General features: G+C 64.6%; 20 protein-coding genes and 1 riboswitch. Of the genes, 10 read left to right on the forward strand and 10 right to left on the reverse strand.

Going from position 1 to position 23980, the window contains the following annotated elements:
* Positions 1-29 precede the first annotated feature (29 nt).
* The 4 genes from HPT29_RS03405 to HPT29_RS03420 all read right to left on the reverse strand — a co-directional run bounded on the left by HPT29_RS03405 (position 30) and on the right by HPT29_RS03420 (position 5874).
* Positions 30-731 (reverse strand): thiamine ABC transporter ATP-binding protein, encoded by a 702-nt coding sequence (locus HPT29_RS03405; protein WP_173949993.1) that lies wholly within the window; start codon positions 729-731, stop codon positions 30-32.
* A complete protein-coding gene (locus HPT29_RS03410; protein WP_173949994.1) occupies positions 718-2292 on the reverse strand; it encodes an ABC transporter permease subunit in 1575 nt (524 codons plus the stop codon). Before HPT29_RS03410 ends, HPT29_RS03405 begins: the two co-directional genes overlap by 14 nt.
* Before the next feature lie 9 nt (positions 2293-2301).
* A complete protein-coding gene (thiB, locus tag HPT29_RS03415) occupies positions 2302-3306 on the reverse strand; it encodes a thiamine ABC transporter substrate binding subunit (protein ID WP_173949995.1) in 1005 nt (334 codons plus the stop codon).
* 68 nt (positions 3307-3374) lie between these two features.
* Positions 3375-3482: riboswitch (TPP riboswitch) on the reverse strand.
* A 46-nt stretch (positions 3483-3528) separates the two neighbouring features.
* Complete coding sequence (locus HPT29_RS03420; RefSeq protein ID WP_173949996.1) at positions 3529-5874, reverse strand: Tex family protein; 2346 nt, start codon at positions 5872-5874, stop codon at positions 3529-3531.
* Between the two features lie 184 nt (positions 5875-6058).
* On the opposite strand from HPT29_RS03420, the gene HPT29_RS03425 reads away from it, so the two are divergent.
* The 5 genes from HPT29_RS03425 to HPT29_RS03445 all read left to right on the forward strand — a co-directional run bounded on the left by HPT29_RS03425 (position 6059) and on the right by HPT29_RS03445 (position 12331).
* Positions 6059-7369 (forward strand): Hsp70 family protein, encoded by a 1311-nt coding sequence (locus HPT29_RS03425; protein WP_173949997.1) that lies wholly within the window; start codon positions 6059-6061, stop codon positions 7367-7369.
* A gap of 89 nt (positions 7370-7458) precedes the next feature.
* The gene (ppc, locus tag HPT29_RS03430; protein WP_173949998.1) at positions 7459-10245 is read left to right on the forward strand and encodes a phosphoenolpyruvate carboxylase; all 2787 of its coding nucleotides are present in this window, start codon (positions 7459-7461) and stop codon (positions 10243-10245) included.
* Between the two features lie 101 nt (positions 10246-10346).
* Positions 10347-10520 carry a hypothetical protein gene (locus HPT29_RS03435; protein ID WP_173949999.1) on the forward strand — a complete coding sequence of 58 codons (174 nt, stop codon included), beginning with the start codon at positions 10347-10349 and terminating at the stop codon, positions 10518-10520.
* A gap of 96 nt (positions 10521-10616) precedes the next feature.
* On the forward strand, positions 10617-11528 hold the full coding sequence (locus HPT29_RS03440; RefSeq protein ID WP_173950000.1) for a dihydrodipicolinate synthase family protein: 912 nt from the start codon (positions 10617-10619) through the stop codon (positions 11526-11528).
* Between the two features lie 23 nt (positions 11529-11551).
* Positions 11552-12331, forward strand: a complete 780-nt coding sequence (locus HPT29_RS03445) for an SDR family oxidoreductase (protein ID WP_173950001.1) — start codon at positions 11552-11554, stop codon at positions 12329-12331.
* A 43-nt stretch (positions 12332-12374) separates the two neighbouring features.
* Here HPT29_RS03445 and chrA read toward each other — a convergent pair whose 3' ends face one another.
* The 3 genes from chrA to HPT29_RS03460 all read right to left on the reverse strand — a co-directional run bounded on the left by chrA (position 12375) and on the right by HPT29_RS03460 (position 15520).
* On the reverse strand, positions 12375-13760 hold the full coding sequence (gene chrA / locus HPT29_RS03450; RefSeq protein ID WP_173950214.1) for a chromate efflux transporter: 1386 nt from the start codon (positions 13758-13760) through the stop codon (positions 12375-12377).
* 13 nt (positions 13761-13773) lie between these two features.
* A complete protein-coding gene (locus HPT29_RS03455) occupies positions 13774-14598 on the reverse strand; it encodes a chromate resistance protein ChrB domain-containing protein (protein ID WP_173950002.1) in 825 nt (274 codons plus the stop codon).
* 133 nt (positions 14599-14731) lie between these two features.
* On the reverse strand, positions 14732-15520 hold the full coding sequence (locus HPT29_RS03460) for an LOG family protein (RefSeq protein ID WP_173950003.1): 789 nt from the start codon (positions 15518-15520) through the stop codon (positions 14732-14734).
* Between the two features lie 291 nt (positions 15521-15811).
* Between HPT29_RS03460 and HPT29_RS03465 the strand changes: the two genes are divergently transcribed.
* The 3 genes from HPT29_RS03465 (at position 15812) to HPT29_RS03475 (ending at position 19691) form a co-directional block, all read left to right on the forward strand.
* Positions 15812-17008, forward strand: coding sequence for a fumarylacetoacetate hydrolase family protein (locus HPT29_RS03465; RefSeq protein WP_173950004.1), 1197 nt, complete (start codon positions 15812-15814; stop codon positions 17006-17008).
* 2 nt (positions 17009-17010) lie between these two features.
* Positions 17011-18486: an aldehyde dehydrogenase family protein gene (locus HPT29_RS03470; protein ID WP_173950005.1), complete on the forward strand. Its 1476-nt coding sequence runs from the start codon at positions 17011-17013 to the stop codon at positions 18484-18486.
* Between the two features lie 416 nt (positions 18487-18902).
* Positions 18903-19691 carry a CYTH domain-containing protein gene (locus tag HPT29_RS03475; protein ID WP_173950006.1) on the forward strand — a complete coding sequence of 263 codons (789 nt, stop codon included), beginning with the start codon at positions 18903-18905 and terminating at the stop codon, positions 19689-19691.
* 58 nt (positions 19692-19749) lie between these two features.
* On the opposite strand, the gene HPT29_RS03480 is transcribed toward HPT29_RS03475, so the two are convergent.
* The 3 genes from HPT29_RS03480 to HPT29_RS03490 are packed head-to-tail and all read right to left on the reverse strand — an operon-like array spanning position 19750 to position 21468.
* Positions 19750-20586, reverse strand: coding sequence for a transglycosylase SLT domain-containing protein (locus tag HPT29_RS03480; protein WP_173950007.1), 837 nt, complete (start codon positions 20584-20586; stop codon positions 19750-19752).
* A 54-nt stretch (positions 20587-20640) separates the two neighbouring features.
* Positions 20641-21108 carry a hypothetical protein gene (locus HPT29_RS03485; protein WP_173950008.1) on the reverse strand — a complete coding sequence of 156 codons (468 nt, stop codon included), beginning with the start codon at positions 21106-21108 and terminating at the stop codon, positions 20641-20643.
* A gap of 6 nt (positions 21109-21114) precedes the next feature.
* Positions 21115-21468, reverse strand: a complete 354-nt coding sequence (locus HPT29_RS03490; RefSeq protein WP_173950009.1) for a DUF6152 family protein — start codon at positions 21466-21468, stop codon at positions 21115-21117.
* A gap of 189 nt (positions 21469-21657) precedes the next feature.
* On the opposite strand from HPT29_RS03490, the gene HPT29_RS03495 reads away from it, so the two are divergent.
* Together HPT29_RS03495 and HPT29_RS03500 are read left to right on the forward strand one after the other, a co-directional pair.
* Positions 21658-21957 carry an HlyU family transcriptional regulator gene (locus HPT29_RS03495; RefSeq protein ID WP_173950010.1) on the forward strand — a complete coding sequence of 100 codons (300 nt, stop codon included), beginning with the start codon at positions 21658-21660 and terminating at the stop codon, positions 21955-21957.
* Positions 21958-22254: 297 nt separating this feature from the next.
* Positions 22255-23970, forward strand: a complete 1716-nt coding sequence (locus HPT29_RS03500; protein WP_173950011.1) for a catalase — start codon at positions 22255-22257, stop codon at positions 23968-23970.
* Positions 23971-23980 lie beyond the last annotated feature (10 nt).

Below are 23980 nucleotides of genomic sequence, written 5' to 3' on the forward strand. Positions count from 1 at the left end.
CGGTGATGACGGATAGAGCGATAAGCTTCTCACGAATTCGAAACGGCCGCCGCGATCCTGGGCGCGAGCGCGCTGCCGAGGATCTCCGCGGGCGGTCCCGACGCCACGACCCGGCCGTCGGCCACGAAGGCCATCTGGTCGGCGAGATCGGCCACGTCCTCGGGCGTATGGATGGTCATCAGGATCGTGACGGAACGCCTGCGCCGCAAGGCGTCGACGAGCAGGATCATGTCCCGGCGCAAGGCCGGATCGAGGCTGCTGAACGGCTCGTCGAGCAGGATGAGCGGACGGCCGGACACGAGCGCCCGCGCCAGGGCGACCCGCTGGCGCTGCCCGCCCGACATCTCGCCCGGCCTGCGGTCGTCGAAGCCTTCGAGGCCGACGGCATCCAGCATCTCGCCCACGAGAGCCTTCTCGTCCGCGCTCAGGCGAAGGGACGGGCGCAGACCCAGGCCGACGTTCTGCGCGACGCTCAGGTGCGGAAACAGGTTGTGGTCCTGGAACACGATGGCGGTCGGCCGCCGGGCCGGGTCGAGGGGCAGGAGATTTTGTCCGTCGAAGGTCAATGTGCCGCTTTCGGGCCGCTCAAAGCCGGCGATCATGTGGAGCAGGGTCGTCTTGCCGCCGCCCGACGGGCCGATGACCGCGCACAGGTTTCCGGTCGGCACGGACAGGGAGTAATCCGCCGTGAAATCGGGCCAGGTCAGGCGGCAGTTGTCAATCACGAGCATCGGACAGGCGACCTGAAGCGTGAGCGAGGATGACCGCGACGAACACGATGACGAGGCCGACGCTTGATGCCTCGTCCATCCGGTAGGCCCCCAGGCGCTCGTAGAGCAGATAGGGCAGCGTGACCAGTTCCGTGCCGCCGAAGAGCGCGACGATGCCGAAATCACCGAAGGACAACGCCATGGCGAGGGCGAAGCCCGCCGCGAGCGGCCGCTTGAGCTCCGGCCAGTCCATGATCGCGAGCTTCGACCAGCCGGTGATCCCGAGCGATGCCGCGACGCGGCCGTAGCGCTCCTCCGTGGTGAGGAGACGGGGTGCCACATAGCGATAGGCGAAGGGCACAGCGGCCAGCCCGTTGATCAGCGGCAGAAGGACGAAGCCGGCCGTCGACGGATCGCCGAAGCGCCGGATCAGCAGGAACAGGCCTGCGGTCAGGGCGAAGGGCGGCACCGCGAGCAGCGCGTCGGGCAGGAGATCGTAGAGTGCCGCGAGGCGCGGGGAGCGGAGCACGATGCGCCGCCGCCGCGCCGCGGACGCCAGGGCCAGCGCCAGGCCGCACGCCAGGATGGCCGCCGCACCGGCGATGGCGAGGCTCGTGACGAAGGCCCGCAGCAGATCCGCGTCGATCACGGCGGGCAGGCTGCGGAAGCCCGTCAGCACGCTGAAGGCGAGCGGCGCGATGAACAGGGCGCTGACGACGAGCACCATCGCATCGAGGATCTTCAGGCCCCTGTTCTTCGCATCGGGGCGATGGACGAGGCTGCGGATCGTGTGGCCCACGGGCGGGCGCGTGAAGGCCCAATGGAGCAAGGCCGTCATGGACAGGCAGAGGGCGAGCTGGATCAGGGCCAGCCAGGCGACGCGGCCGAAGTCGAGATCGATCTTGAGCGCCTCGAAGATCGCCACCTCCAGGGTGGACCGGCTAGGCCCCCCGCCGAGCGCCAGCACGATCGCGAAGCTCTTGAAACACATCAGGAAGATGAGCCCGGCGACGCCGGGCAGCTCCCCGCGCAGCACCGGCCAGTCGAGATGGCGGAAGATCTGGACGGGCGTGAAGCCGAGAGCGGCGGCAAGACGCCAGTGCTCGGCCGGCACCTGATTCAATCCGTCGAGGGTGATCCGGGCTACGAAGGGCCCGTTCAGGAACACATGGGCGATGAGGATGCCGGGATAGCCGAAGATGCTGAAGCCTCCGGTCCAGCCGAGGACGGCCAGCACGTCGGCGAGCCATCCGCTGCGGCCGTAGACCGCGAAGACCGCGAACACCGCCACGATGGTCGGCATCACCATCGTGGAGCCGAGGATGGCCAGGACGACGTCGCGTCCCGGAAACCGGCGGCGGGCGAGGGCGAGCGCCAGGCCGATGCCCAGCGCCAGCGACAGCGCGGCCGACAGCGTCGCCTGGATGAGCGAGAAGGCGAGCACGCGCCAGAGATAGGGACCGATGGAGAGGAGCGACGGCGTCCCCCCGCCGACGGTCGCGAGAGCGATGAAGCCGCCCGCCACGAGAGCCAGGATGGCGATGGCCACGAGGCTTCCGGGATGGGGCGGCTTCAGGGTCATGGTCGGCGATCAGCGGGCCGTGGCGTTGAGCCAGGCATCCGTGAAGGCGCGGCGATTCTGCTGCACCTCCTCGGGCGTGAAGAGGAGCGCCCGGCTCGGTTGCACGAGATCCTTGAAGGCGGCGGGCAGGCCGGCGGCCGGGGTCTTGGCCGGCATCATCCAGTTGCCCTCGGGCATGGCCGACTGGAACGGCTCGCTGAGGATGAAGGCCATGAATTTCTTGGCAAGGTCCGGCTGCTTCGAGGTGCGGGTCATGCCGGCGAGCTCCACGTGAAGGTAGTGGCCCTCGGAGAAGGCGGCGGCCCGGTAATTGTCCTTCTTCTCCGCGACGACGTGATAGGCCGGCGAGGTGGTGTAGGACATCACCATGTCGGCCTCGCCCTTCAGGAACAGGCCATAAGCCTCGGACCAGCCCTTGGTGAAGGTCACGATGCGGGGCTGGAGCCTGCCCCAGGCCTCGCCGGCCTTGTCGCCATAGACCTTCTGCATCCAGAGCAGCAGGCCGAGGCCCGGCGCGCTGGTGCGGGGATCCTGCAGGACCACTTTCGGACCATTGGGATCGTCGACGAGCTCCCGCAGGCTCTTGGGCGGGTGGGCGAGCTTGCTGGCGTCGTAGACGAAGGCGTAGTAGCCCCAGTCGAACGGGATGAAGGTGCTGTCAGTCCATGTGATAGGAAGTGTCAGATCCTTCTCATCCACCCCGTGCGGTGCGAAGAGGTTGAGCGAGCGGGCCTCGGCGACGAGATTCATGTCGAGGCCGACCACCGCGTCGGCCTTGGTGTCCTCGCCCTCGAGCCGCAGCCGCCCGAGCAGGCTGCCAGCATCCTCGGCGGTGACCCAGTTCAGGTCGCACCCGCAGGTCGCCTCGAAGCGCTCCTTGACGGTCTTGCCGGGCCCGTATTTTCCGGCAAACGAGCCGTAGGTGTAGACGGTGAGCGTCGGCTTGGTCTGGGCCTGGGCGAGGCCTGTCGCCAGCCCAAGCGACACGAGGGTGAGAAGCAGTCGGCGTAACATCAGGGGCGCTCCCATGCATGAGGCAGGCCGGACTGGCGGCGCAGGTTGCACGAGGCATGGCTTGTGTGGCGATGTCGCATGCTCATTCCCTCCGCCGGCATGACCCGGATCAGGTTCGACGGGTCGGTGGCCTCGCCACCTCTCAGCCTCGTCTCGAGGCTCCCCGTGAGACGCTTTGCTTCTAGAGCAGTTCAGGGGCGGCCACAAGCCGCCCCGTCAGGATCACTTCCGGCTGCCCTTGTCCTTGCCGCCCGCCATCGCGGCCCGGCGCAGGGCATCGGCCAGGGCGCCGCCGGCGGCGGGAGCCTGCGGAGCGGGTTTCCGCTCGGTCTGCGCGCGGTGCTTCTGGAACGCCGCCCGGTTGTCGTCCTGCCGACCGGCGGACCGCTTCTCGGCCGGGTCGCTCATGCGCATGGACAGCGAGATGCGCTTCCGCGGAACGTCGACCTCGAGCACCTTCACCTTCACGATATCGCCCGGCTTCACCACGGTGCGCGGGTCCTTCACGAAGGTGTCGGCCAGGGCCGAGATGTGCACGAGCCCGTCCTGGTGGACGCCCACGTCGACGAAGGCTCCGAAGGCCGCCACATTGGTGACCACGCCTTCCAGAACCATCCCGGGCTTCAGGTCGCTGATCTTCTCCACGCCTTCCATGAAGGTGGCGGTCTTGAATTCGGGGCGCGGGTCGCGACCGGGCTTTTCCAGCTCGCTCAGGATGTCCTTCACGGTGGGAACGCCGAATTTCTCGTCCGTGAAGCTCTGCGGGTTGAGCTTCTTCAACACGGCGCCGTTGCCGATCACCACCTTGATATCGCTCTTCGTGGCCTCGAGGATGCGGCGCACGACCGGATAAGCCTCCGGATGGACGCCTGAGGCATCGAGCGGATCGTCGCCGTTCGGGATGCGCAGGAAGCCCGCCGCCTGCTCGAAGGTTTTCGGCCCAAGACCCGAGACCTTGGTGAGCGCCTTGCGGGTCTTGAACGGCCCGTTGGCATCGCGGTGGGAGACGATGTTCTGCGCCACCCATTCGCCGAGGCCCGAGACGCGGGCGAGAAGCGGCGCCGAGGCGGTGTTGAGATCGACCCCGACCGCATTCACGCAATCCTCCACCACCGCGTCGAGGGAGCGCGAGAGCTTGAATTCCGCGAGATCGTGCTGGTACTGCCCGACGCCGATGGATTTCGGGTCGATCTTCACGAGCTCTGCCAGCGGATCCTGCAGGCGGCGCGCGATGGAGACGGCGCCACGCAGGGAGACGTCGAGATCCGGCAGCTCCTGGCTGGCAAAGGCGGACGCGGAATAGACGGAAGCGCCGGCTTCCGACACCATAATCTTCGTAAGCTTCAGATCCGGGTGCTTCGCCACCAGCTCGGCCGCGAGCTTGTCGGTCTCGCGCGAGGCCGTGCCGTTGCCGATGGCCACCAGCTCGACCCGGTGCACGCGGCAGAGCCGCGCCAGCGTCGCAAGGGCTTCGTCCCATTGGCGCTTCGGCTCGTGCGGGTAGATGGTATCGGTCGCCACCACCTTTCCGGTCGCATCCACCACGGCCACCTTGACGCCGGTTCGGTAGCCGGGATCGAGGCCGAGGGTCGGGCGCGCGCCGGCGGGAGCCGCGAGAAGCAGGTCGCGCAGGTTGCCGGCGAACACCTTCACGGCCTCGTCCTCGGCCAGCTGCCAGAGCCTCATCTTCATGTCGAGTTCGATGGAGAAGCGCAGCTTCGTGCGCCAGGCCCAGCGAACCGTGTCCAGAAGCCACTTGTCGCCGGGACGGCCCTGATCGACGATGCCGTAGGCGAGCGCCGTACGGCCCTCGTAGCGGCTGACATAGCCGGGCTCTGCGGCGTCCTTGTCCTCCTCCATGCGCAGATCGAGGATCTCCTCCTTCTCGCCCCGGAACAGGGCGAGGATCCGGTGGGAGGGCAGCTTCGGCAGGGGCTCGGCGAAGTCGAAATAGTCGGCGAATTTCGCCCCTTCGGTCGCCTTGCCGTCGCGCATCTTGGAGGTGAGGCTGCCCCGCTCCCAATAGATGTCGCGCAGCGCTCCCAGAAGTTCGGCATTTTCCGCGAAACGCTCGACGAGGATCGAGCGGGCGCCCTCGAGGGCCGCCTCCGGGGTGGCGACTTCCTTCTCGGCATTCACGAAGCCGGAAGCCGCTTCCTTGGGCTCGCGGCCCGGCTCGCCCAGGAGCAGGTCGGCCAAAGGCTCCAGGCCCGCCTCCCTGGCGATCTGCGCCTTGGTTCGCCGCTTGGGCTTGTAGGGCAGGTAGAGGTCTTCCAGGCGCGCCTTGGTGTCGGCGGTGTTGATCTGCAGCGCCAGCTCCTCGGTGAGCTTGCCCTGCTCGCGGACGCTGTCCAGGATCGTCTTGCGGCGGTCCTCCAGCTCGCGCAGGTAGCGCAGGCGCTCGTCCAGGGTGCGCAGCTGAGCGTCGTCCAGGGTGCCGGTGACTTCCTTGCGGTAGCGTGCGATGAAGGGGACGGTCGACCCGCCGTCCAGCAGCTCGATGGCCGCCTTGACCTGCCACTCCTGAACACTCAGTTCGTTCGCGATGCGCTGACCGATGGATAGCATGGAAGTCTCCGAATAAGGCGTAAGGCGCGGCTTCTACGGTGCGGGACGCCACCGGGTCAACGGCCCGTCCACAGCCCCGGGGTCGCAGTGCCGTTAGGGAAAGCGGCGTTTCGACATTTCTGCTTGGCAGGCGAAGCCTCGGCGTATAGACCGTCCCGCCCTTTCGCCCGCTCCCGAGGTCTCCATGTCCCTCTCCGACGATTTATCCATCGGCATCGATTTCGGCACCAGCAACACGGTCGTGGCCCTGGCGGACCGGAACGGGAACGTGGAGGCGCTGACCTTCGAGCACGGGGGCGAGCGTCTCAAGGTCTACGTCACGGCGCTCTGCTTCTGGGATGAGCGGCACGGCAACGGCCTGCGCACCGAAGTCGAGGGTGGCCCCTGGGCCATCGAGCAGTTCCTGGACGGGCTGCATGCCCACCGCTTCATCCAGTCGTTCAAGACCTTCGCGGCCAGCGCGACCTTCAAGGAAACCCGGATCTTCCGCGAACGCTATGCCTTCGAGGACCTGCTGAGCGCCTTCCTGCGCACGCTCGTGCGCCATGGCGGCTCTCGGCTCGATTGGGGGGCACGGAACGTCGTCATCGGGCGGCCGGTCCAGTTCGCCGGCTACAATCCGGACGACGATCTCGCCATGCAGCGCTACCGGACGGCCTTCAGCCGGCTCGGGGCGGAGCAGGCCCGCTACGTCTACGAGCCCGTGGGGGCCGCCTTCTTCTACGCGCGCCAGCTCGATCATGACGCCACCGTGCTGGTGGCGGATTTCGGCGGCGGCACCAGCGACTTTTCGGTCATGCGTTTTTCCCGACAGGGAGGCGTGCTGCGGGCCGAGCCGCTGGGGCATGCCGGCATCGGGATCGCGGGAGACGCCTTCGATTACCGGATCGTCGACAAGGTCGTGTCCCCGCGCCTGGGAAAAGGTGGGCTCTATCGCTCCATGGGAAAGATCCTGTCGATCCCCAACCACTATTATGCCAATTTCGCCCGCTGGAACCATCTCGCGATGATGAAGGGCAGCGGTGACCTCAAGGAGCTGCGGGAACTGGCCCGCGTCGCCCTGGAACCGGAACCGCTCGAGAAATTCATCGACATCATCGAGTACGATCTCGGCTTTGCCCTCTACCGGGCCGTTTCTTCGGCAAAGGTTGCGCTTTCGAACCAGGAGGAGACGACGTTCCAGTTCCAGGGCGAGAGCGTCGATATCGAGGCGAAGATCACGCGCGCCGATTTCGAATCGTGGATCGCGGAAGACGTAAAGCGGATCGCCGGAACGGTCGACGAGGCTCTTTCCAGGGCTGGCGTCAGACCCGAGGAGATCGAGCGCGTGTTCCTGACAGGCGGCACCTCGTTCGTTCCAGCCATCCGTCGCCTGTTCGTCGATCGCTTTGGCGAGACCCGGCTGACTTCGGCAGACCAGTTCGAGTCCATCGCCTATGGGCTGGCGCTCATCGGTCAGACTGACCGGCCGGAGCGGTGGGCCGTCATGAATTAGGCGGATTCTAAAATAAAATTACGCTTGCCGTAGGGTGATAAAGGGTTTTATTTCGCAGTGCAGCAAACGCGCCAAGCGGGAGCCCTCCCATGTCTCTGATCAACCCCGACGTCACGCCCGAGAAGGACCTTCCCCTTCGCGACGATATTCGGCTTCTGGGGCGAATCCTGGGTGACACGATCCGCGAGCAGGAGGGCGAGGCTGCCTTTGAGATCGTGGAACGCATCCGCCAGACCTCGATCCGTTTCCACCGCAATGAGGATGACGCGGCCCGCCGCGAGCTCGAGACGACCCTGAACAGCCTCTCGCGGGGACGCAGCAACCAGATCATCCGGGCCTACAGCTATTTCTCGCATCTGGCGAACATCGCCGAGGACCAGCATCATGTCCGCCGCTCCCGCGCCCATGCGATGGCGGGCGCTCATGCCGTGGAGGCTGCGGCGCCACGCGAGGGAACGCTGGCACGAGCCCTCAAGCTCATCCAGGATGCCGGCGTCAGCCATTCGGCCCTCCAGGCCGTTTTTGCCTCCGCGCTCGTCTGCCCCGTTCTCACGGCGCACCCGACAGAGGTGCGCCGCAAGAGCACCATCGACCGCGAAATGGAAATCTCCCAGATTCTGGCGCAGCGGGATCGGCAGCATCTGACACCAGACGAGGAGGCGGCCTGCCAGGAAGCCCTTCGTCGTGCCATTCTCACACTTTGGCAGACGAGCATTCTTCGGCGCAACCGGCTCAAGGTGATCGACGAGGTCAACAACGGTCTTTCGTACTACGACTACACTTTTTTCAAGGAGTTACCCCGGGTCTATGCCTCCCTCGAGGATCAGCTTGCGGCCTTGGATCCCCTATGGGAGAGCATTGAGCTGCCCTCCTTCTTGCGTATGGGCAGCTGGATCGGCGGAGACCGCGACGGCAATCCTTTCGTGACCGCGGATGCCCTGCGGCAGGCCCTTCTGCTGCAGAGCAAGCACGCTCTCAGCTTCTATCTGGAAGAGCTCCATTGCCTGGGCGCTGAACTGTCGCTCGATGGGCGTTATGTGAACGTCTCCGACGAGATCCAGGAACTCGCCAAGGCCTCTCCCGATCCCTCTCCCCATCGTCAGGACGAGCCTTATCGCAGAGCAATCACAGGCATCTATGCACGCCTTGCCGCAACCGCAGCCCGGCTTGGGCACGGCGATGTGGCGCGCCATGCGGTAGGCGAGGCACCGGCCTATGACAGCATCGAGGAGTTTGAGGGTGAACTCTCGGTCCTTCACCGCTCCCTGCGCTCGAACGGATCGGGATCGCTGGCACGTGGCCGCCTGCGCAAACTGCGCCGTGCCGTCAGCGTCTTCGGGTTCCATCTGGCCAGCGTCGACATGCGCCAGAATTCCGACGTTCATCAGCGTGTCGTGGCCGAGCTTTTTGAGAAGGCCAATCCCGGAACCGCCTATGAAGGGCTGCCGGAGGATAAGCGCGTCGCCCTGCTCCTGGAAGAGCTTCGCACGCCGCGCCTCCTCATGTCGCCCTATCTCGACTATTCGCCTGAGACCGCATCCGAACTGGCCATCGTTCACGAAGCCGCCGAAGCCCATCGGCGCTATGGCCGCGCGGCCGTGCCGAACTACGTCATCTCCAAAGCGAGCGATCCATCCGACATCCTAGAGGTGGCTCTTCTCCTAAAGGAGGCGGGCCTCCTGCGTCCGCGCGACGGCGAGATGGATGTGAACATCATCCCGCTCTTCGAGACCATCGCGGATCTGCGCAATTGCAGCGGCGTGATGGATGCTTTGTTCTCCTTGCCGGATTACATGCGCCTGTTGCGCAGCCGCGGGCAGGCCCAGGAGGTGATGCTCGGCTATTCTGACAGCAACAAGGACGGCGGCTTTCTCACCTCCGGCTGGGAGCTCTACAAGGCGGAGATCGAGCTGATCGAGGTGTTCAAGCGCCACAGCGTCGCCCTTCGGCTGTTCCATGGCCGTGGCGGATCCGTGGGCCGCGGCGGCGGACCGAGCTATCAGGCGATCCTGGCGCAACCGGGCGGGGCCGTGCAGGGCGCCATTCGGATCACCGAACAGGGCGAGGTGATTGCCGGCAAATACTCGAATCCGGATCTCGGGCGCCGCAATCTTGAAATCCTCGCCGCGGCCACTCTCGAAGCTACCCTTCTGCATTCAGGCCAGTCCGCCCCTCGCGACGAGTACCTGAAGGCGATGGACGAGCTTTCGAACAGCGCCTTCAAGGCGTATCGGGCGCTCGTCTATGAGACCGAAGGGTTCGAGCGCTATTTCTGGGAATCGACTGTCATCGGCGAGATCGCCAATCTGAATATCGGCAGCCGGCCGGCATCGCGCACGAACTCCCGGCGCATCGAGGATCTGCGCGCCATCCCATGGGTGTTCGGCTGGGCGCAGTGCCGCCTCATGCTGCCGGGCTGGTACGGCTTCGGCTCCGCGGTGAACGAGTGGCTCGAAAAGCGGCCCGACACCGGCATGGCGCTGCTGCAGGAGATGTATCGCGACTGGCCGTTCTTCCAGGCGCTGCTCTCGAACATGGACATGGTCCTGGCGAAGAGCAACATCGCGATCGCCTCACGTTATGCGAACCTCGTCGCGGACGACGCCTTGCGCGAGGCCATCTTCCCGCGCCTGCGCCGTGAATGGGAGGATTCGATCAGGCAGCTGCTTGCCATCATGCGGCAGCAATCCCTGCTCGACGGCAATCCGCTCCTGGCCCGTTCGATCCGAAACCGCTTCCCGTATCTCGATCCGCTGAACCACCTGCAGATCGAACTGCTGAAGCGTCACCGCTCCGGCGATGCGGACGAGCAGGTCGTGCAGGGCATCCACCTATCTATCAACGGCATCGCGGCGGGTCTGCGCAACAGCGGCTAAGAAACAAGGTTGCGGAACCGTGCTCCGGCTTCCCGGTTGAGTCTTCAGCATGCATCCCCTGTCGGATGCATCTGATGAACCCAGCCCGAGAGGAAAATGCCATGTCCCGCGGTGACAAGTCCGCCTATACCGACAAGCAGAAGCGCAAGGCCGAGCATATCGAGGAATCCTACGAGAGCCGTGGACTCTCGGAAAAGGAGGCCGAGAGGCGCGCTTGGGCCACCGTCAACAAGCAGGATGGCGGCGGCAAGAAGAGCGGATCCGGACGCAGCTAAAGGCGAAGAGCCGGCTGCAGCTAAGATAGTGCGCCGGGCGCAAAGCGGGTGTATGGAGGTTCCTGTTCTCTTGCCCGCTTTGCCGAGGAGGAAGTCTTGCTCACGAGTTCTGCCGCCGGGGTCTACGTCATCTGCCCCACGCCCTTCGAGAGCGACGGACGGGTCGACGTCGCCTCGACCGACCGGATGGTCGAGGCCTATCTGAAAGCCGGCGCGACCGGACTGACGATTCTAGGCATCATGGGCGAGGCACCCAAGCTCGCGGCCGATGAGGCCCTGGCCTTCACCCGACAGGTGATCGCCACGGTGGCGGGCCGCGTCCCCGTCATCGTCGGGGTATCGGCGGCCGGCTTCGCCGCCATGTCGGGCCTGTCGTCCAAGGTGATGGATGCGGGCGCCGCCGGCGTCATGATCGCGCCGCCCTCGACCTTGAAGACCGACGACCAGATCGTCTCCTATTACGCGGATGCCGTGGAGGCCATCGGCCCGGATGTTCCGTGGGTGATCCAGGACTATCCCCTCACCACCAACGTGGTCATGACCCCGAAGGTGATCATGCGCATCATCGAGCAGAGCCCGTCCTGCGTGATGCTCAAGCACGAGGATTGGCCCGGCCTCGACAAGATCACGGCGCTGCGCCGCGCAAGCGATGCGGGCCAGGTGCGCCGCGTGTCCATTCTCTGCGGCAATGGCGGGATGTTCCTCCCCTTCGAGATGGAGCGGGGCGCGGACGGCGCCATGACGGGCTATGCCTACCCGGAGATGCTGGTCGGCGTGGTCGATTTCATCAACCAGGGCAAGCGGGCGGAGGCGCACGATCTCTTCGACCGCCATCTGCCGCTGGTGCGCTACGAGACACAGCCCGGCGTGGGCCTCGCCGTGCGCAAGTACGTGCTGAAGCGGCGCGGCATCATCGCATCCGATACGCTGCGCAAGCCGGGGCCGAAGCTGAGCCCGGAAACCATTGCCGACATCGAATGGCTGATGCAGCGCATCGAGCGCTCGTGAAGCAACAAGGGGAGTTTTCACGCATGGAAACAGGATTGAAGGGAAAGCGCGCGCTCGTTCTCGGCGCGAGCAAAGGGTTGGGCTTCGGCATCGCGCAGGGCTTGGCCGAGGAGGGCGCCCGGGTCGCCATCGCGAGCCGCAGCATGGACGGGTCGAAGGCGGCTGCCGACAAGATCGGCAGGGACGTCCTGCCGTTCATCTGCGATACCGGCAAGGTCGATCAGGTCGATGCCCTGGTCAAGGATGTGACGGAAGCGCTCGGCGGCGTCGACATTCTCGTGCTCAACAGCGGCGGTCCGCCGCCCGGCAAGGCGCAAGGGGTGTCGTCCGATCAGTGGCGCCAGTCGTTCGAGGCGATGTTCGTCAACCTGGTGCGGATTGCCGATCAGCTTCTCCCCGGCATGATCGAGCGCAAGTTCGGCCGCATCATTTCGGTGATCTCGTCCGGCGTGATCCAGCCGATCCCGAACCTCGCGATCTCGAACGCGATCCGTCCCGCGCTCGTCGGCTGGGGCAAGACGCTCGCGAGCGAAGTGGCCTCCTCGGGCGTGACCGTGAACGCCGTCGCGCCGGGCCGCATCGCTACCGATCGCCTGAAGCAGCTCGATGCCGCCAATGCGGAGCGGACCGGCCGTTCCGTCGAAGATGTGGCGAACGCTGCCCGCGCGGGCATTCCGGCAGGTCGCTACGGCGAGATTGAGGAGTTCGCGGCTGCCGCCGTCTTCCTGGCGAGCGAGAAGGCCTCGTTCATGACGGGCTCGATCCTGCGCGTCGATGGCGGGCAGATCTCGTCGACCACCTGATCCGGTTCGACACGGGGGGAGGCGGCCTTCCGCCTCACCCCGTTCAAGCGATCATCCCCGCCCAGTACAGGATGACCCCTGCGATGGACGTCGCTGCAAGCGTCGGCAGCATCCCGATCTTGAAGCGGAACATGGCGATGACGGCCGCCCCTGCGAGCAGCAGCGCCCATTCATCGACACTTTTCCATTCAGGCATATCGAAATCGAGCGGCCCCCATTCCATCGCTCGAACGCGGCCGAAGATCGTGTGAATCCCGAACCAGACGGCAAGGTTCAGGATCACGCCCACCACGGCAGCCGTGATGGCGGTGAGGGCGCCGCTCAGGGCCTTGTTGCCACGTAACACTTCGATGTAGGGCGCCCCGAGGAAGATCCAGAGAAAGCAGGGAGTGAAGGTCACCCATGTGGCAAGGAGGCCGCCGAGCGTGCCTGCCAGGAGCGGAGGAAGCGAGCCGGCGTCCCGGAACGCCGCCATGAACCCCACGAATTGGAGCACCATGATCAAGGGGCCTGGCGTGGTTTCCGCCATGCCGAGTCCATCGAGCATCTCGCCCGGCTGCAGCCAGCCATAGGTTTCCACGGCCTGCTGAGCCACATAGGCCAGAACCGCGTAGGCGCCCCCGAAGGTGACCATCGCCATCTTGGAAAAGAAGATCGCGATCTGGCTGAAGACGTCGTTGCGGCCGAGGATCAGCAGGAGAGCCAGAACCGGCACCAGCCAGAGCGCAAGCCAGATCGCCGCGACGCGCACGCTTCGTCCCGTGCTGGGTGTGGCGTGGGCGGGACGGTGCTCCCCGAGAAGATTGTCGCCGTCCTGCGCGTCCGCGCCGTGTCCGCCGGCTTCGAACTGCGGGAGACCCGCCCGCGCACCGACAAAGCCGATCACCGCGGCCGCGAGAATGATCAGAGGAAAGGGCGCGCCGAGGAAGAAGATCGCCACGAAGGCCGCCGCAGCAATCCCGATCAGGATGCGGTTCTTCAATGCCCGCCTGCCGATCCGGACCACGGCCTCGAGAACGATGGCCAGCACGGCTGCCTTCAGGCCGAAGAAGAGCGCCGCCACGATGCCGATCTTGCCGTAGAGGGCATAGACCCAACTGAGGCCCATGATGGCGACGATCCCGGGCAGGATGAACAGCCCTCCCGCCATGATGCCGCCGAGGGTGCGGTGCATGAGCCAGCCCACATAGGTGGCAAGCTGCTGGGCCTCCGGACCCGGCAGCAGCATGCAGTAGTTGAGGGCATGGAGGAAACGTCCTTCGGAGATCCAGCGCTTCTCCTCCACCAGGATCCGGTGCATCACGGCAATCTGCCCGGCCGGCCCGCCGAAGCTCAGGGCCGCCACGCGCAGCCAGACGCGGAACGCCTCGCCGAGAGAGACACCGTGATCGGGCAGAGCTTGCCCCTTGGCCTGCCCGGGTTCGCGCATTGTTTCGTTCACGTCATGCCCCTGGTTTTCGCGTGGGCCAATTGTGCGTTTCATCGGTCGCGTCCCGGCACCAGCGATAGAAGGCATCATAGAGCAGAAGCCCGGCTTCGACCTGTGCGAGGTCGTCCGCATACATCCGGGACAATCCCAGCGAGGCGGCGAGCAGACCGGGCGCTTCGGGCGCCAGGTCGAGCCGCGCCGTGTCGGCGCCTCTGACGATGGTGGCGAGCCGCTTCAGCGGCGCGGTGGACAGCCCGAACTCCTCGACCATGACATCGAAGGTGCAGAGCTCGCCCCGATGGCTCCAGAATATCTCATCGCCTTCGATATCGAAGGGCGTCGCCGAGAAGCGTTCGGAAACACCTTGGACCTCCGAGGTCGGAACGAACAGGAAGACGGCGTCGGGGTCGACGAAACGGCGGATCAGCCAGGGGCAGGCGATCCGGTCGATCTTGGGTCGCGAGCGGGTGACCCAGACCGTCCTTCCTTGCCGATCGAGCGATGGGATCCGATCCGACGGGACCATGGGCAAACCAGCCTGCGCCCAGGCCAGCGCCCCGCCTTCAAGGGAGTCCGCCGGCACTCCTGCATGGCGCAGCCAAGCCGCCACCCCGTGGCTGAGCTTCAGACCCTTCTGACAGATCACGACGGCAGTCCGGCCCTCAAAGTCAACGAACCAGTCGGCAACGGTCTCGAAAGACCTCCGCCGGGAGCCGGGGATGAGGCGGGGGTCGCCTGCAAAATCCTCATCGGTGCGCACATCGATGAGGACGGGGCATCTGGGCGTGCCGACAAGGCGCGACAGCTTTTCGGGAGAGATGGTGTTGAATGACGACATGGTGCATCCGTGATGGTTGAGAGCGGATGCGATGCTTGGGCATGTCGCCTCGTGGGGAGATCGCGATCCCCATAGGGCGGATCACAATTCAACCCTCCGGTTTTGTCAAATCAAATCGATCCGGGTCTGGCCCTCAGAAATCCGGCTCGGCATCCCTCTCCAGGGTCTGAACGACAAGGCCGTTCGCAATGAGAGACCCCCACACATCCTCGGCTGTCTCCGCGAAGTTCACGAGCTTGCGGTCGTGCTCGCTCACCATGCCATGCTCGAGCAGGGCATCGAACTTGATGACCGATTGCCAATAGGCCTTGTCGAAGAGGACGATCGGCAGGGGTGGGGCTTTGCCGGTCTGGCGAAGGGTCAGCATCTCAAACAATTCGTCCAAGGTGCCGAAGCCACCTGGAAAAACCACGAGGGCATTGGCCCGCATGGCCAGGTGCATCTTGCGCATGGCGAAGTAGTGAAAGCGGAATGTAAGATCCGGAGTCGAGTAGGAATTCGGCTCCTGCTCATGCGGCAGCGTGATGTTGAATCCGATGGAGGGCGCGCCGACGTCGAAGGCTCCCCGGTTCGCCGCCTCCATGATACCCGGGCCGCCGCCGGTCGCAATCACGTTGTCCCGGGTGCCGCTGGTGACCGTCATGGCGCCGCCCCGCTCGGACGCAATGGCCCCGAAGGCGCGGGCCTGCTCGTACCAGAACGGATGCTTTCCGGGACCGTTCTCGTGAACGCGGGCGCTGCCGAAGACGACGATGGTCGATCGCACACCCCAGGTCCGCAGGCTCTCCTCGGCCTTGGCATATTCCAGCATGAACCGGACGCCCCGCATGGAATCGCCCAGGAGGAAGTCCTGATCCATCGCGGCGAGCCGGTAGGACGGCGAGTTGAGGCTTGCGGCATTTGAAGGTTCGCTGTCAGCCATGGAATAGGACTCCTGTCACGCGGCCTGCACAAAGCATACTTTCCGGTCCCGGTTAACCCTTTTCGGCCCGGCAAAGACATGGTCGAAGGTCCACAAAGTGGAATGCCCCTGTCCGTGGCGCTCCCATTGCCGCGCGGCGCAACGGAGCACGAGCCAGATTTGTTCCGACCTTTCCCCGATCGAAGCCGGGGAAAGTCATTTTCCCTATAGCCGCTCGCGCCGCGGTGGCTATATCAAGGGCGCACATGGGAAGGGCGGAAAACGGCCCCAACAGGAAGCGAGCGCCAGCCAATGGACCATTTGTCTTCGACGATGATAGCCCGGATTCTGCCGGACGATGGATTGCAAGGAGTTCTTGTCGGACGCGTCTGGCGCCCTGGGATCGGACCCTCCGTCGTCGCCGTCAGGGAGGACGGGCTCTTCGATATCTCCTCGACCTATCCGACGGTGAGCGGCCTTGCGGCTCTCGAGAATCCTGCGCATGCGGTGAAAGCCGCCAAGGGCGAGAGGATCGGCTCGCTCGAAGAGGTCGCCGGCAATACCGCGCCGGACGGCCGTGATGCGTCCAAACCCTGGCTTCTCGCGCCGATCGATCTCCAGGTCATCAAGGCAGCCGGCGTTACCTTCGCCGTGTCCATGCTGGAGCGCGTCATCGAGGAGCGCGCACGAGGCGACGCCAGCGCCGCGGCCGCCATCCGGGCCGAGGTCCTGCGGCTCGTGGGCGATGATCTGAGCCGTCTGAAGCCCGGGTCGGCCGAGGCTATGGCCCTCAAGGAGGTTCTCGTCGCCCAGGGGGCGTGGAGTCAGTATCTCGAGGTCGGCATCGGACCCGACGCGGAGGTGTTCACCAAGGCTCCGACGCTCTCGGCCGTTGGCACCTTCATGGATGCGGGCCTGCACCCCAAATCCACCTGGAACAATCCCGAGCCCGAGGTGGTAGTGATCGTCACGGCTCAGGGCAGGATCGTCGGGGCCACCCTCGGCAACGACGTGAACCTGCGCGATTTCGAAGGGCGCTCTGCGCTGCTGCTCTCGAAGGCGAAGGACAACAACGCATCGTGCTCCGTCGGACCGTTCATCCGGTTCTTTGATGAAACCTTCTCGCTCGATGACGTGCGCCAGACCACGGTGACGCTGACGGTCGAGGGTGAAGACGGGTTCAGGCTCGAGGGCTCCTCGTCGATCACGAAGATCAGCCGCGATCCCGAGGACCTTGTCGCTCAGACCATCGGTCCCCACCATCAGTACCCGGACGGGTTCGCGCTCTTCCTTGGGACGATGTTCGCGCCCACGCAGGACCGGAACGAGGCCGGCATGGGCTTCACGCACAAGCGCGGCGACACCGTCACCATTGCGGCTCCCAAGCTTGGAGCGCTGGTCAACCGCATGAAGCCGAGCTCCGAATGCGAGCCGTGGACCTTCGGCATCAGCGCTCTCATGTCCAACCTGGCCCAACGGGGCCTCATCAACACCAGACAGGCAGGTTAACGATGACGAAGAACTATATTGCAGGCGAGTGGCTGTCGGCGACGGAAGCCTCTGCGAACGTCAATCCGTCGAACACCAACGACGTGGTGGGCGAGTATGCCCGCGCTTCAGTGGCGGAGGCCGAGCGCGCCATCGCAGCGGCTTACGATGCCTTCCCGGCCTGGTCGCGCTCCTCGATCCAGCAGCGCCACGACATTCTGAAGGCGGTCGGCGACGAGATCCTCGCCCGCAAGGAGGAGCTTGGCCGCCTGCTCTCCCGAGAGGAGGGAAAGACCCTGCCGGAGGGCATCGGCGAGGTGACCCGTGCCGCTCAGATCTTCCTGTTCTTCTCCGGCGAGTGCCTGCGCATGGCTGGCGAGAAGGTGCCGTCCGTGCGGCCCTTCATCGACGTGGAGATCACCCGCGAGCCGGTGGGCGTCGTCGGCCTGATCACGCCCTGGAACTTCCCGATCGCAATCCCCGCGTGGAAGATCGCCCCAGCTCTCGCCTACGGCAACACGGTGGTGTTCAAGCCGGCCGATCTCGTGCCGGGTTCGGCCCATGCCCTGTCCGAGATCATCATCCGGGCCGGAGTGCCGGCGGGCGTGTTCAATCTGGTGATGGGACGCGGCTCGGTGGTGGGCGAAGCCATGCTGCAGAGCCCCAAGGTGTCGGCCATCTCGTTCACCGGATCGGTGCCCACGGGACGCAAGGTCGCCCAGACCTGCATCACGGCCGATCCGATGAAGAAGGTTCAGCTCGAGATGGGCGGCAAGAACCCGATGGTGGTTCTCGACGACGCCGACCTGAAGGTGGCCGTGGAATGCGCGGTCAACAGCGCCTTCTTCTCCACGGGCCAGCGCTGCACCGCTTCCTCGCGGCTGATCGTGACCGAGGGCATCCATGACAGGTTCGTGGCCGCCATGCAGGAGCGTATGCAGGGGCTGGTCATCGACGACGCCCTGAAGGCAGGCACGCATATCGGTCCCGTGGTCGACCAGAGCCAGCTCGACCAGGACCTGAAGTATATCCGCATCGGCCAGGAGGAGGGCGCCAAGCTGGTCGCCGGCGGCGAACTGCTGAAGCGCGAGACGCCCGGTTTCTATCTGGCGCCTGCGCTGTTCACGGAGGTGAGCAACGAGATGCGCGTGGCGCGGGAAGAGATCTTCGGACCGGTCGCCACGGTGACCCGAGCAAGGGATTACGATGAGGCGCTGGAGCTCGCCAACGATACGCCGTTCGGTCTCTCATCCGGCATCTGCACCACGAGCCTGAAATACGCTTCGCACTTCAAGCGCAATGCGGAAGCCGGCATGGTGATGGTGAATCTGCCCACCGCCGGCGTCGACTACCATGTGCCGTTCGGCGGTCGGAAGAGCTCGTCCTACGGTCCGCGCGAGCAGGGCCGCTATGCGCAGGAATTCTACACCACGGTGAAGACTGCCTACACCTTCGACGGTAACGGTCCTTACGTGCCGAAGACCAAGTCGAGCGAGTAATTCAATTACGCTCGTACGTCGTATGGCCTCAGCGTTTCCGTCCGTGAGACGCTGAGGCTTTTGACTTATGTGATGATCGGGCGTGTGAATTTGACGCTCCTTCCAGCGCGAAGTAGTTCGTGCTTTCAGATTCAGATGTGAGATACACATCCACATCCAAACCAGCGTTAACTTTATCGTCAAAACTCGGGCAGCTTTTGGTCCGGTCCATTGAACTTTGCCATGGGAACGCCATCATAGGCTTCCAAGAGGACTTGTACTTACAGGCCTGAACTTCTGCAGCGGCAAACATTGTTGCATTCACCTTCATGCTTTCTCGCGTGGGAAACTGAATTGCAATTTCGTTCGGTTGCGAATGCATGCTGCTGGTTCTGCGCACCGGTAAGTGGCGCCCCGTCAATAGTAGAGAACTCAATATGGTTACTTCCCGGCGTTATCTTATTGCTTCCTCGCTTGCACGTCTGATCCGCAAGGAGAGGGGAGGCAATCGTGTCACGGAGGGCCACTTCCCCAATCAGGCAGACCGCAGCTCCTTCGTGGTTGTAGAGGGCGACAAGGGCAGCCTCGTTCTGCTCCATGCAGGGCCCAACGGCCCCATTGAGGAGAGGACCGAAGTTCCTCGGGCCCATGCAGAGGCTCTTCTCGATGTCACGCCCGGCAAGCTTGATTATCTGCTCACTCATCTCACGGTCGGCACGCGCGACATCCAGATCGTCCGTTTCGTGACGCCCGGTCCGCTGGATCTGATCTCCGTCCCGTTCGAGAGCGATGAGGAAGCGAGAGATTTCCGGCCCCTGTCCTGGTTCGGACCGGATGTGACGACGGAAGTGGCCTACCAGAACCGATCCATCGCCCTTGAGGGCGCGCCTCAGGCGCCCGATGTTCCGATGTCGAACGCGGCTCTCAACAGCCTGCTCGATACTCTCGAAAACCGGTACTCCGCGCCTCGCGGCTATACCCCCAACGCTCCGGCACGCAGCTCTGCTGAAGCCGGAACCGGGCAGCGCAATGCTCCGCCGACCGCTCCTGCACAAGGGAATGAGAGAGCGGCTCAGCCACAGCGGGGCGTTCTGTCCAGGCCCGCGGCTTCGGTTGATGCGGATATGGGGGACGACGATGCGGGCGACGACAACGATCTGAACCTCAACATCGAGGACAACGTCATCCGCGAGCTGGCCCGCTCGCTCCGGCCCCAGCGCCGCTGATCGCTTGCTCCATCGAGGACCAGGAAAAGCCTGCGCCGTGCGAACGGCGCAGGCTTTTTCAACTCGGCAGCACGATGCAGCTGCCGCCGGCCGTGCGGATGTTGCGGCATAGCTGCTCGGCCGCCTGCCGCGTCTCGGCGGGAGCGCGGACGCGGTAGAACGTGCGTGTGCCGCGATAGCGTAGCCGCGTTCCAATGATCATGGGCCGCACATCCTTCAGGAGCGACGCGTAGGCCTGGCTGGTGCGCCTGAACGTTGCGAGCGCGCGCTCCTTCGAGAAATTGCCGGCAAGCTGAACGCCCCAGGGCGCAAAAGGCGCCTCGATGGGTTCGCCGCGTCCGGGGATACGAAGCGTGGCGACGATCTGCTGGCAGCTCTGACCGGATGGGCTCCAGTCGGCGTTTCGCTTCTCCTTCGCATCGGCGGCCCATTCCTCGGCGGGCCGGCCGGTCACGGCGATCACGTAGTTCCTGGTCTCGGCAGGCAAGCCCCCCTGGCCTGCGAGCCAGGAAGTCACTCGTGCAGGTCCGCCGTTATAGGCGGCGGCCGCCAGCCCGAGATTGCCGAACTGCTCCGCAAGGTGGGCGATGAACTCGGCGGCTTTGGGGATCGCCTGCTCGGGATCGAAGGGATCGGTCAAGCCTCGCTCCCGAGCCGTGCCCGGCATGAACTGGGCGATCCCCTGTGCACCCGCCGGGCTCACGACATTCGGGCGGAAGGAGCTTTCCTGCCAGATCAGTCTGGTGAGCAGATCGTGGGGGATCTGCTGGGTGCGTGCCGCTCCCTCGATCAGCCGGCACAGAGCCTGCTGGACGGTCTCCATCGACCCTCCCGGAGCGGCCAGGGTGGCGCCGCAGCCGAGGGCCATGCCACAAAGCGCCAGCAGCAAGCGCATGAAAGACCCCGCTCGGAAGGATTGAAGAGTGAAGAATGTTGGCCACGTGCCAAGCTACAAATAGGCGATCATTCGTCCCGCCAAGAGTGCGACGATCCAGGCCAGAAGCGAGATGATGGCGTAGACGCGAGCCTCGGCCGGCAAGGCGCCATCCCGTAGGGCTGCTCCGAAGCGGATATGGAAAAGCACGACATTGACGAGCCCCAGCGCGATGAAGGCGACCTTCACGTAGAAGGCAGGGTTGACACCGAGCGCCCGGGCCTCCACGGCGAGGAGCAATGCTCCGGTCGGAATCTGAAGCGCCAGACCGGCGGCGGCGAGGGGAATGGCATAGCGGCCGACCTCCCGCGCATGCTTCCCATGCTCGGCCAGAACCTTCAGATCGAAGACCGCGATGCCCCCGACCACGAAGGCGGCTCCGAGAACGTGAAGCAGATTGGCGACAGTGTAGAGCCAGGCGGAGTGACGTCCCGCGTGGCCGAGCCAGGAACTCTCCAATGCCGCGAGCAAGTCGAGATACATGATCGCCTAGCGCAGCTCGTAGGTCTTGCCGCTCACGACAATCCGTTCGGCTCTCATCTCCGTTGCGGATCGGGTGGAGGGATAGCCTTCGAGTGTGACCTGTGTGCCGGGCTTGATCATGTCCGGGCTCAACCCGCGTGCGCTCATGCGGAACGGAGGCGCGAGTACCGCGTCCCAGTTTTTCCCCTGGTAGGGCACGACCACGGTGACATGGGGGTTCTCCCAATCGGCCCGCTCGACGTTGGCGGTGACCGTCATGACGCGGCCCGCATCGTAGCTGCCCCAGCCGTGGTGAGCGACGGCTACGCCGCCACTCAGCAGAGCGCCGGAAAGGCATAATCCGAACAGACGATGTTTCATGGCGGGACCCCGCATCTCTTGAGCCGAATGGGAGCGAGAGTTGGCCGTCGAAAGCCTGCGGTCAAGACGATCGAAGTCGCGCTTCGTCATGATCATCGGATCGTGATGAGGCAGCCTGGAGGATTCGCTCCCCGGCTCCGTCCCGGCTATGCTGCAGCTTCTCGAATCAACCCTCGTTCAGGGGCAGTCATGGCATCGATGTTGAAAGACCTCTGGAACCGGTTCGCAGGCGGAGGCAATGCCAGCGTCCACGAGGAGCCGGCCGCTGAGGCGGTCGAATACAAAGGATTTCGAATCCGGCCGGCACCCTATTCCGCGAAAGGCGGGTTTCAGACTGCGGGCGTGATCGAGAAGGATTTCGAGTCCGGCATGAAAGAATATCGGTTCGTGCGCGCCGAGACCCATCCCAGCAAGGACGAAGCGGCCACCTTCTCCGTCACCAAGGGCAAGCAGATCATCGACGAACAGGGTGATCGAGTCTTCCGCTGATCGTACCGGCATCGGGGCTGCCGGCGGGACGACGGTGGTTCTCCGCCCTCGGACGTCGGCACGATGATCCTCGGCCTGCGCCTCATCGAGGCGTCCTGCGCGTCAGGTCCGAATTGGCCGCAACCAATGCGGATTCCGGAGGTTGCCTCCGCAAACACGCTCCCAATCCGGAACCAACGCTCGATCAGGTAATCTGATCGTGTGCCTCAGGATTATCGATTGGCGCTGATCGCCGCGGACTCTTAGGATCCTGATGGGGGCGTGTTGCAATCAACCGGTCATACAAGGGAGATCGCCATGGCCAAGAACCCTCAAAAACCGTCAGGAACCTCCGATCAGGTCCTGACGAACAGGCAGGGACATCCAATCGCCAACAACCAGTCCCAGCGCACCGTGGGCAGCCGTGGACCGGCCACGCTGGAGAATTATCAGTTCCTTGAGAAAATCACCCATTTCGACCGGGAGCGCATCCCCGAGCGGGTCGTCCATGCCCGCGGCTTCGTGTGCTACGGCGAACTCGAAGTGACCGGCAAGATCGGCGACGAGCCTGCATCGAAATATACAAGAGCCAAGCTGTTCCAGACCGCCGGCCAAAAGACCCCGCTGGCCATCCGCTTCTCGACCGTGATCGGCGGCCGCGATTCGTCGGAAGTTGCCCGCGACCCGCGCGGCTTCGCGGTGAAATTCTATACCGAAGACGGCAATTGGGATCTCGTTGGCAACAACCTGGCAGTTTTCTTCATCCGAGATGCCATCAAGTTCCCAGATGTCATCCACTCGCTGAAGCCGGATCCCATTACCTTCCGTCAGGAGCCGAACCGCATCTTCGACTTCATGAGCCAGACGCCCGAATCCATGCACATGCTGACCCATCTGTTCAGTCCGCGCGGCATTCCGGCGAGCTACCGGCACATGGAGGGCTTCGGCGTCAACACCTACAAGATGGTCAACGCCCAAGGCGACACCGTTCTGGTGAAGTATCACTTCCATCCCCGGTGCGGCCTCGCCAGCCTCACGGCCGAGGAGGCGACCAAGGTGCAGGGACAGGATCTCGGCTCGGCTTCCAAGGATCTCTTCGAGGCGATCGAGCGCGGCGAATATCCCCAGTGGGACGTGTATGTGCAGATCATGGAAGACCATGACCATCCCGAACTCGACTGGGATCCGCTGGACGATACCAAGATCTGGCCCGAGAAGGACTTTCCGTTACGGCATATCGGAGTCATGACCCTGAACCGCAACGTGGAGGATCACTTCAACGAGAACGAGCAGATCGCCATGGGGACTGGCGTGCTCGTGGATGGGCTCGACTTCTCCGACGACAAGATGCTGGTGGGGCGGACCTTCTCCTATTCCGACACCCAGCGTTACCGCGTCGGCACGAACTACCTGCAGCTGCCCGTGAACCAGGCCAAGAACGCCAAGGTATCGACCAATCTGAACGGCGGGCAGATGTCCTTCCGCCGCGATCTGGCGCCGGGCCAGAACCCGCATGTGAACTTCGAGCCGTCGATCCATAACGGCCTGCACGAATCCCCCCGGGAGGAGCCGAACAATCCGCCCGAGATCCGCGGGAGGCTGACCCGCAGCGTGCTCGAGCGGCGCAACGACTACATCCACGCCCGGGGCCGCTACTGCACGATGATGGACTGGGAGCGGGACGATCTCGTCCACAACCTGGGCACGCTGCTGGGCCAGTGCGAGCGGGACGTGCAGGAGCGCATGGTGTGGCATCTCCTGTTGGTGCACGACGATTACGGGACCCGGGTGGGCGAGAGGCTCGGCATCTCGGCCGACGACGTCCGCAACCTCCCGCCGCTAGCGAAGCAGGTTCTGACCGACGAGGACCAGCGCCGCCTCCAGAATCTCGGCCGGAACGGCGACAAGATCGACCCGACCGTCTGGGGCCAATGGACGAGTTCCGTGAAGAACTACAAGGCCTCGGCCGAGGAGGTCCTGGGCGGCATGCGCGACGTGCCCACGACGCCGGCCACGAAGGAGGCCGCCGAATAGGCGCCTGGAG

Origin of the sequence: Microvirga terrae, from assembly GCF_013307435.2 — a bacterium.
Lineage (GTDB): Bacteria > Pseudomonadota > Alphaproteobacteria > Rhizobiales > Beijerinckiaceae > Microvirga > Microvirga terrae.

What these genes read in the sequence shown, in the direction of transcription:
- HPT29_RS03405 (WP_173949993.1), bottom strand. Translation starts at nt 731, where the DNA reads ATGCTCGTGATTGACAACTGCCGCCTGACCTGGCCCGATTTCACGGCG.
- HPT29_RS03410 (WP_173949994.1), bottom strand. Translation starts at nt 2,292, where the DNA reads ATGACCCTGAAGCCGCCCCATCCCGGAAGCCTCGTGGCCATCGCCATC.
- thiB (WP_173949995.1), bottom strand. Translation starts at nt 3,306, where the DNA reads ATGTTACGCCGACTGCTTCTCACCCTCGTGTCGCTTGGGCTGGCGACA.
- HPT29_RS03420 (WP_173949996.1), bottom strand. Translation starts at nt 5,874, where the DNA reads ATGCTATCCATCGGTCAGCGCATCGCGAACGAACTGAGTGTTCAGGAG.
- HPT29_RS03425 (WP_173949997.1), top strand. Translation starts at nt 6,059, where the DNA reads ATGTCCCTCTCCGACGATTTATCCATCGGCATCGATTTCGGCACCAGC.
- ppc (WP_173949998.1), top strand. Translation starts at nt 7,459, where the DNA reads ATGTCTCTGATCAACCCCGACGTCACGCCCGAGAAGGACCTTCCCCTT.
- HPT29_RS03435 (WP_173949999.1), top strand. Translation starts at nt 10,347, where the DNA reads ATGTCCCGCGGTGACAAGTCCGCCTATACCGACAAGCAGAAGCGCAAG.
- HPT29_RS03445 (WP_173950001.1), top strand. Translation starts at nt 11,552, where the DNA reads ATGGAAACAGGATTGAAGGGAAAGCGCGCGCTCGTTCTCGGCGCGAGC.
- chrA (WP_173950214.1), bottom strand. Translation starts at nt 13,760, where the DNA reads ATGCGCGAACCCGGGCAGGCCAAGGGGCAAGCTCTGCCCGATCACGGT.
- HPT29_RS03455 (WP_173950002.1), bottom strand. Translation starts at nt 14,598, where the DNA reads ATGTCGTCATTCAACACCATCTCTCCCGAAAAGCTGTCGCGCCTTGTC.
- HPT29_RS03460 (WP_173950003.1), bottom strand. Translation starts at nt 15,520, where the DNA reads ATGGCTGACAGCGAACCTTCAAATGCCGCAAGCCTCAACTCGCCGTCC.
- HPT29_RS03465 (WP_173950004.1), top strand. Translation starts at nt 15,812, where the DNA reads ATGGACCATTTGTCTTCGACGATGATAGCCCGGATTCTGCCGGACGAT.
- HPT29_RS03470 (WP_173950005.1), top strand. Translation starts at nt 17,011, where the DNA reads ATGACGAAGAACTATATTGCAGGCGAGTGGCTGTCGGCGACGGAAGCC.
- HPT29_RS03475 (WP_173950006.1), top strand. Translation starts at nt 18,903, where the DNA reads ATGGTTACTTCCCGGCGTTATCTTATTGCTTCCTCGCTTGCACGTCTG.
- HPT29_RS03480 (WP_173950007.1), bottom strand. Translation starts at nt 20,586, where the DNA reads ATGCGCTTGCTGCTGGCGCTTTGTGGCATGGCCCTCGGCTGCGGCGCC.
- HPT29_RS03485 (WP_173950008.1), bottom strand. Translation starts at nt 21,108, where the DNA reads ATGTATCTCGACTTGCTCGCGGCATTGGAGAGTTCCTGGCTCGGCCAC.
- HPT29_RS03490 (WP_173950009.1), bottom strand. Translation starts at nt 21,468, where the DNA reads ATGAAACATCGTCTGTTCGGATTATGCCTTTCCGGCGCTCTGCTGAGT.
- HPT29_RS03495 (WP_173950010.1), top strand. Translation starts at nt 21,658, where the DNA reads ATGGCATCGATGTTGAAAGACCTCTGGAACCGGTTCGCAGGCGGAGGC.
- HPT29_RS03500 (WP_173950011.1), top strand. Translation starts at nt 22,255, where the DNA reads ATGGCCAAGAACCCTCAAAAACCGTCAGGAACCTCCGATCAGGTCCTG.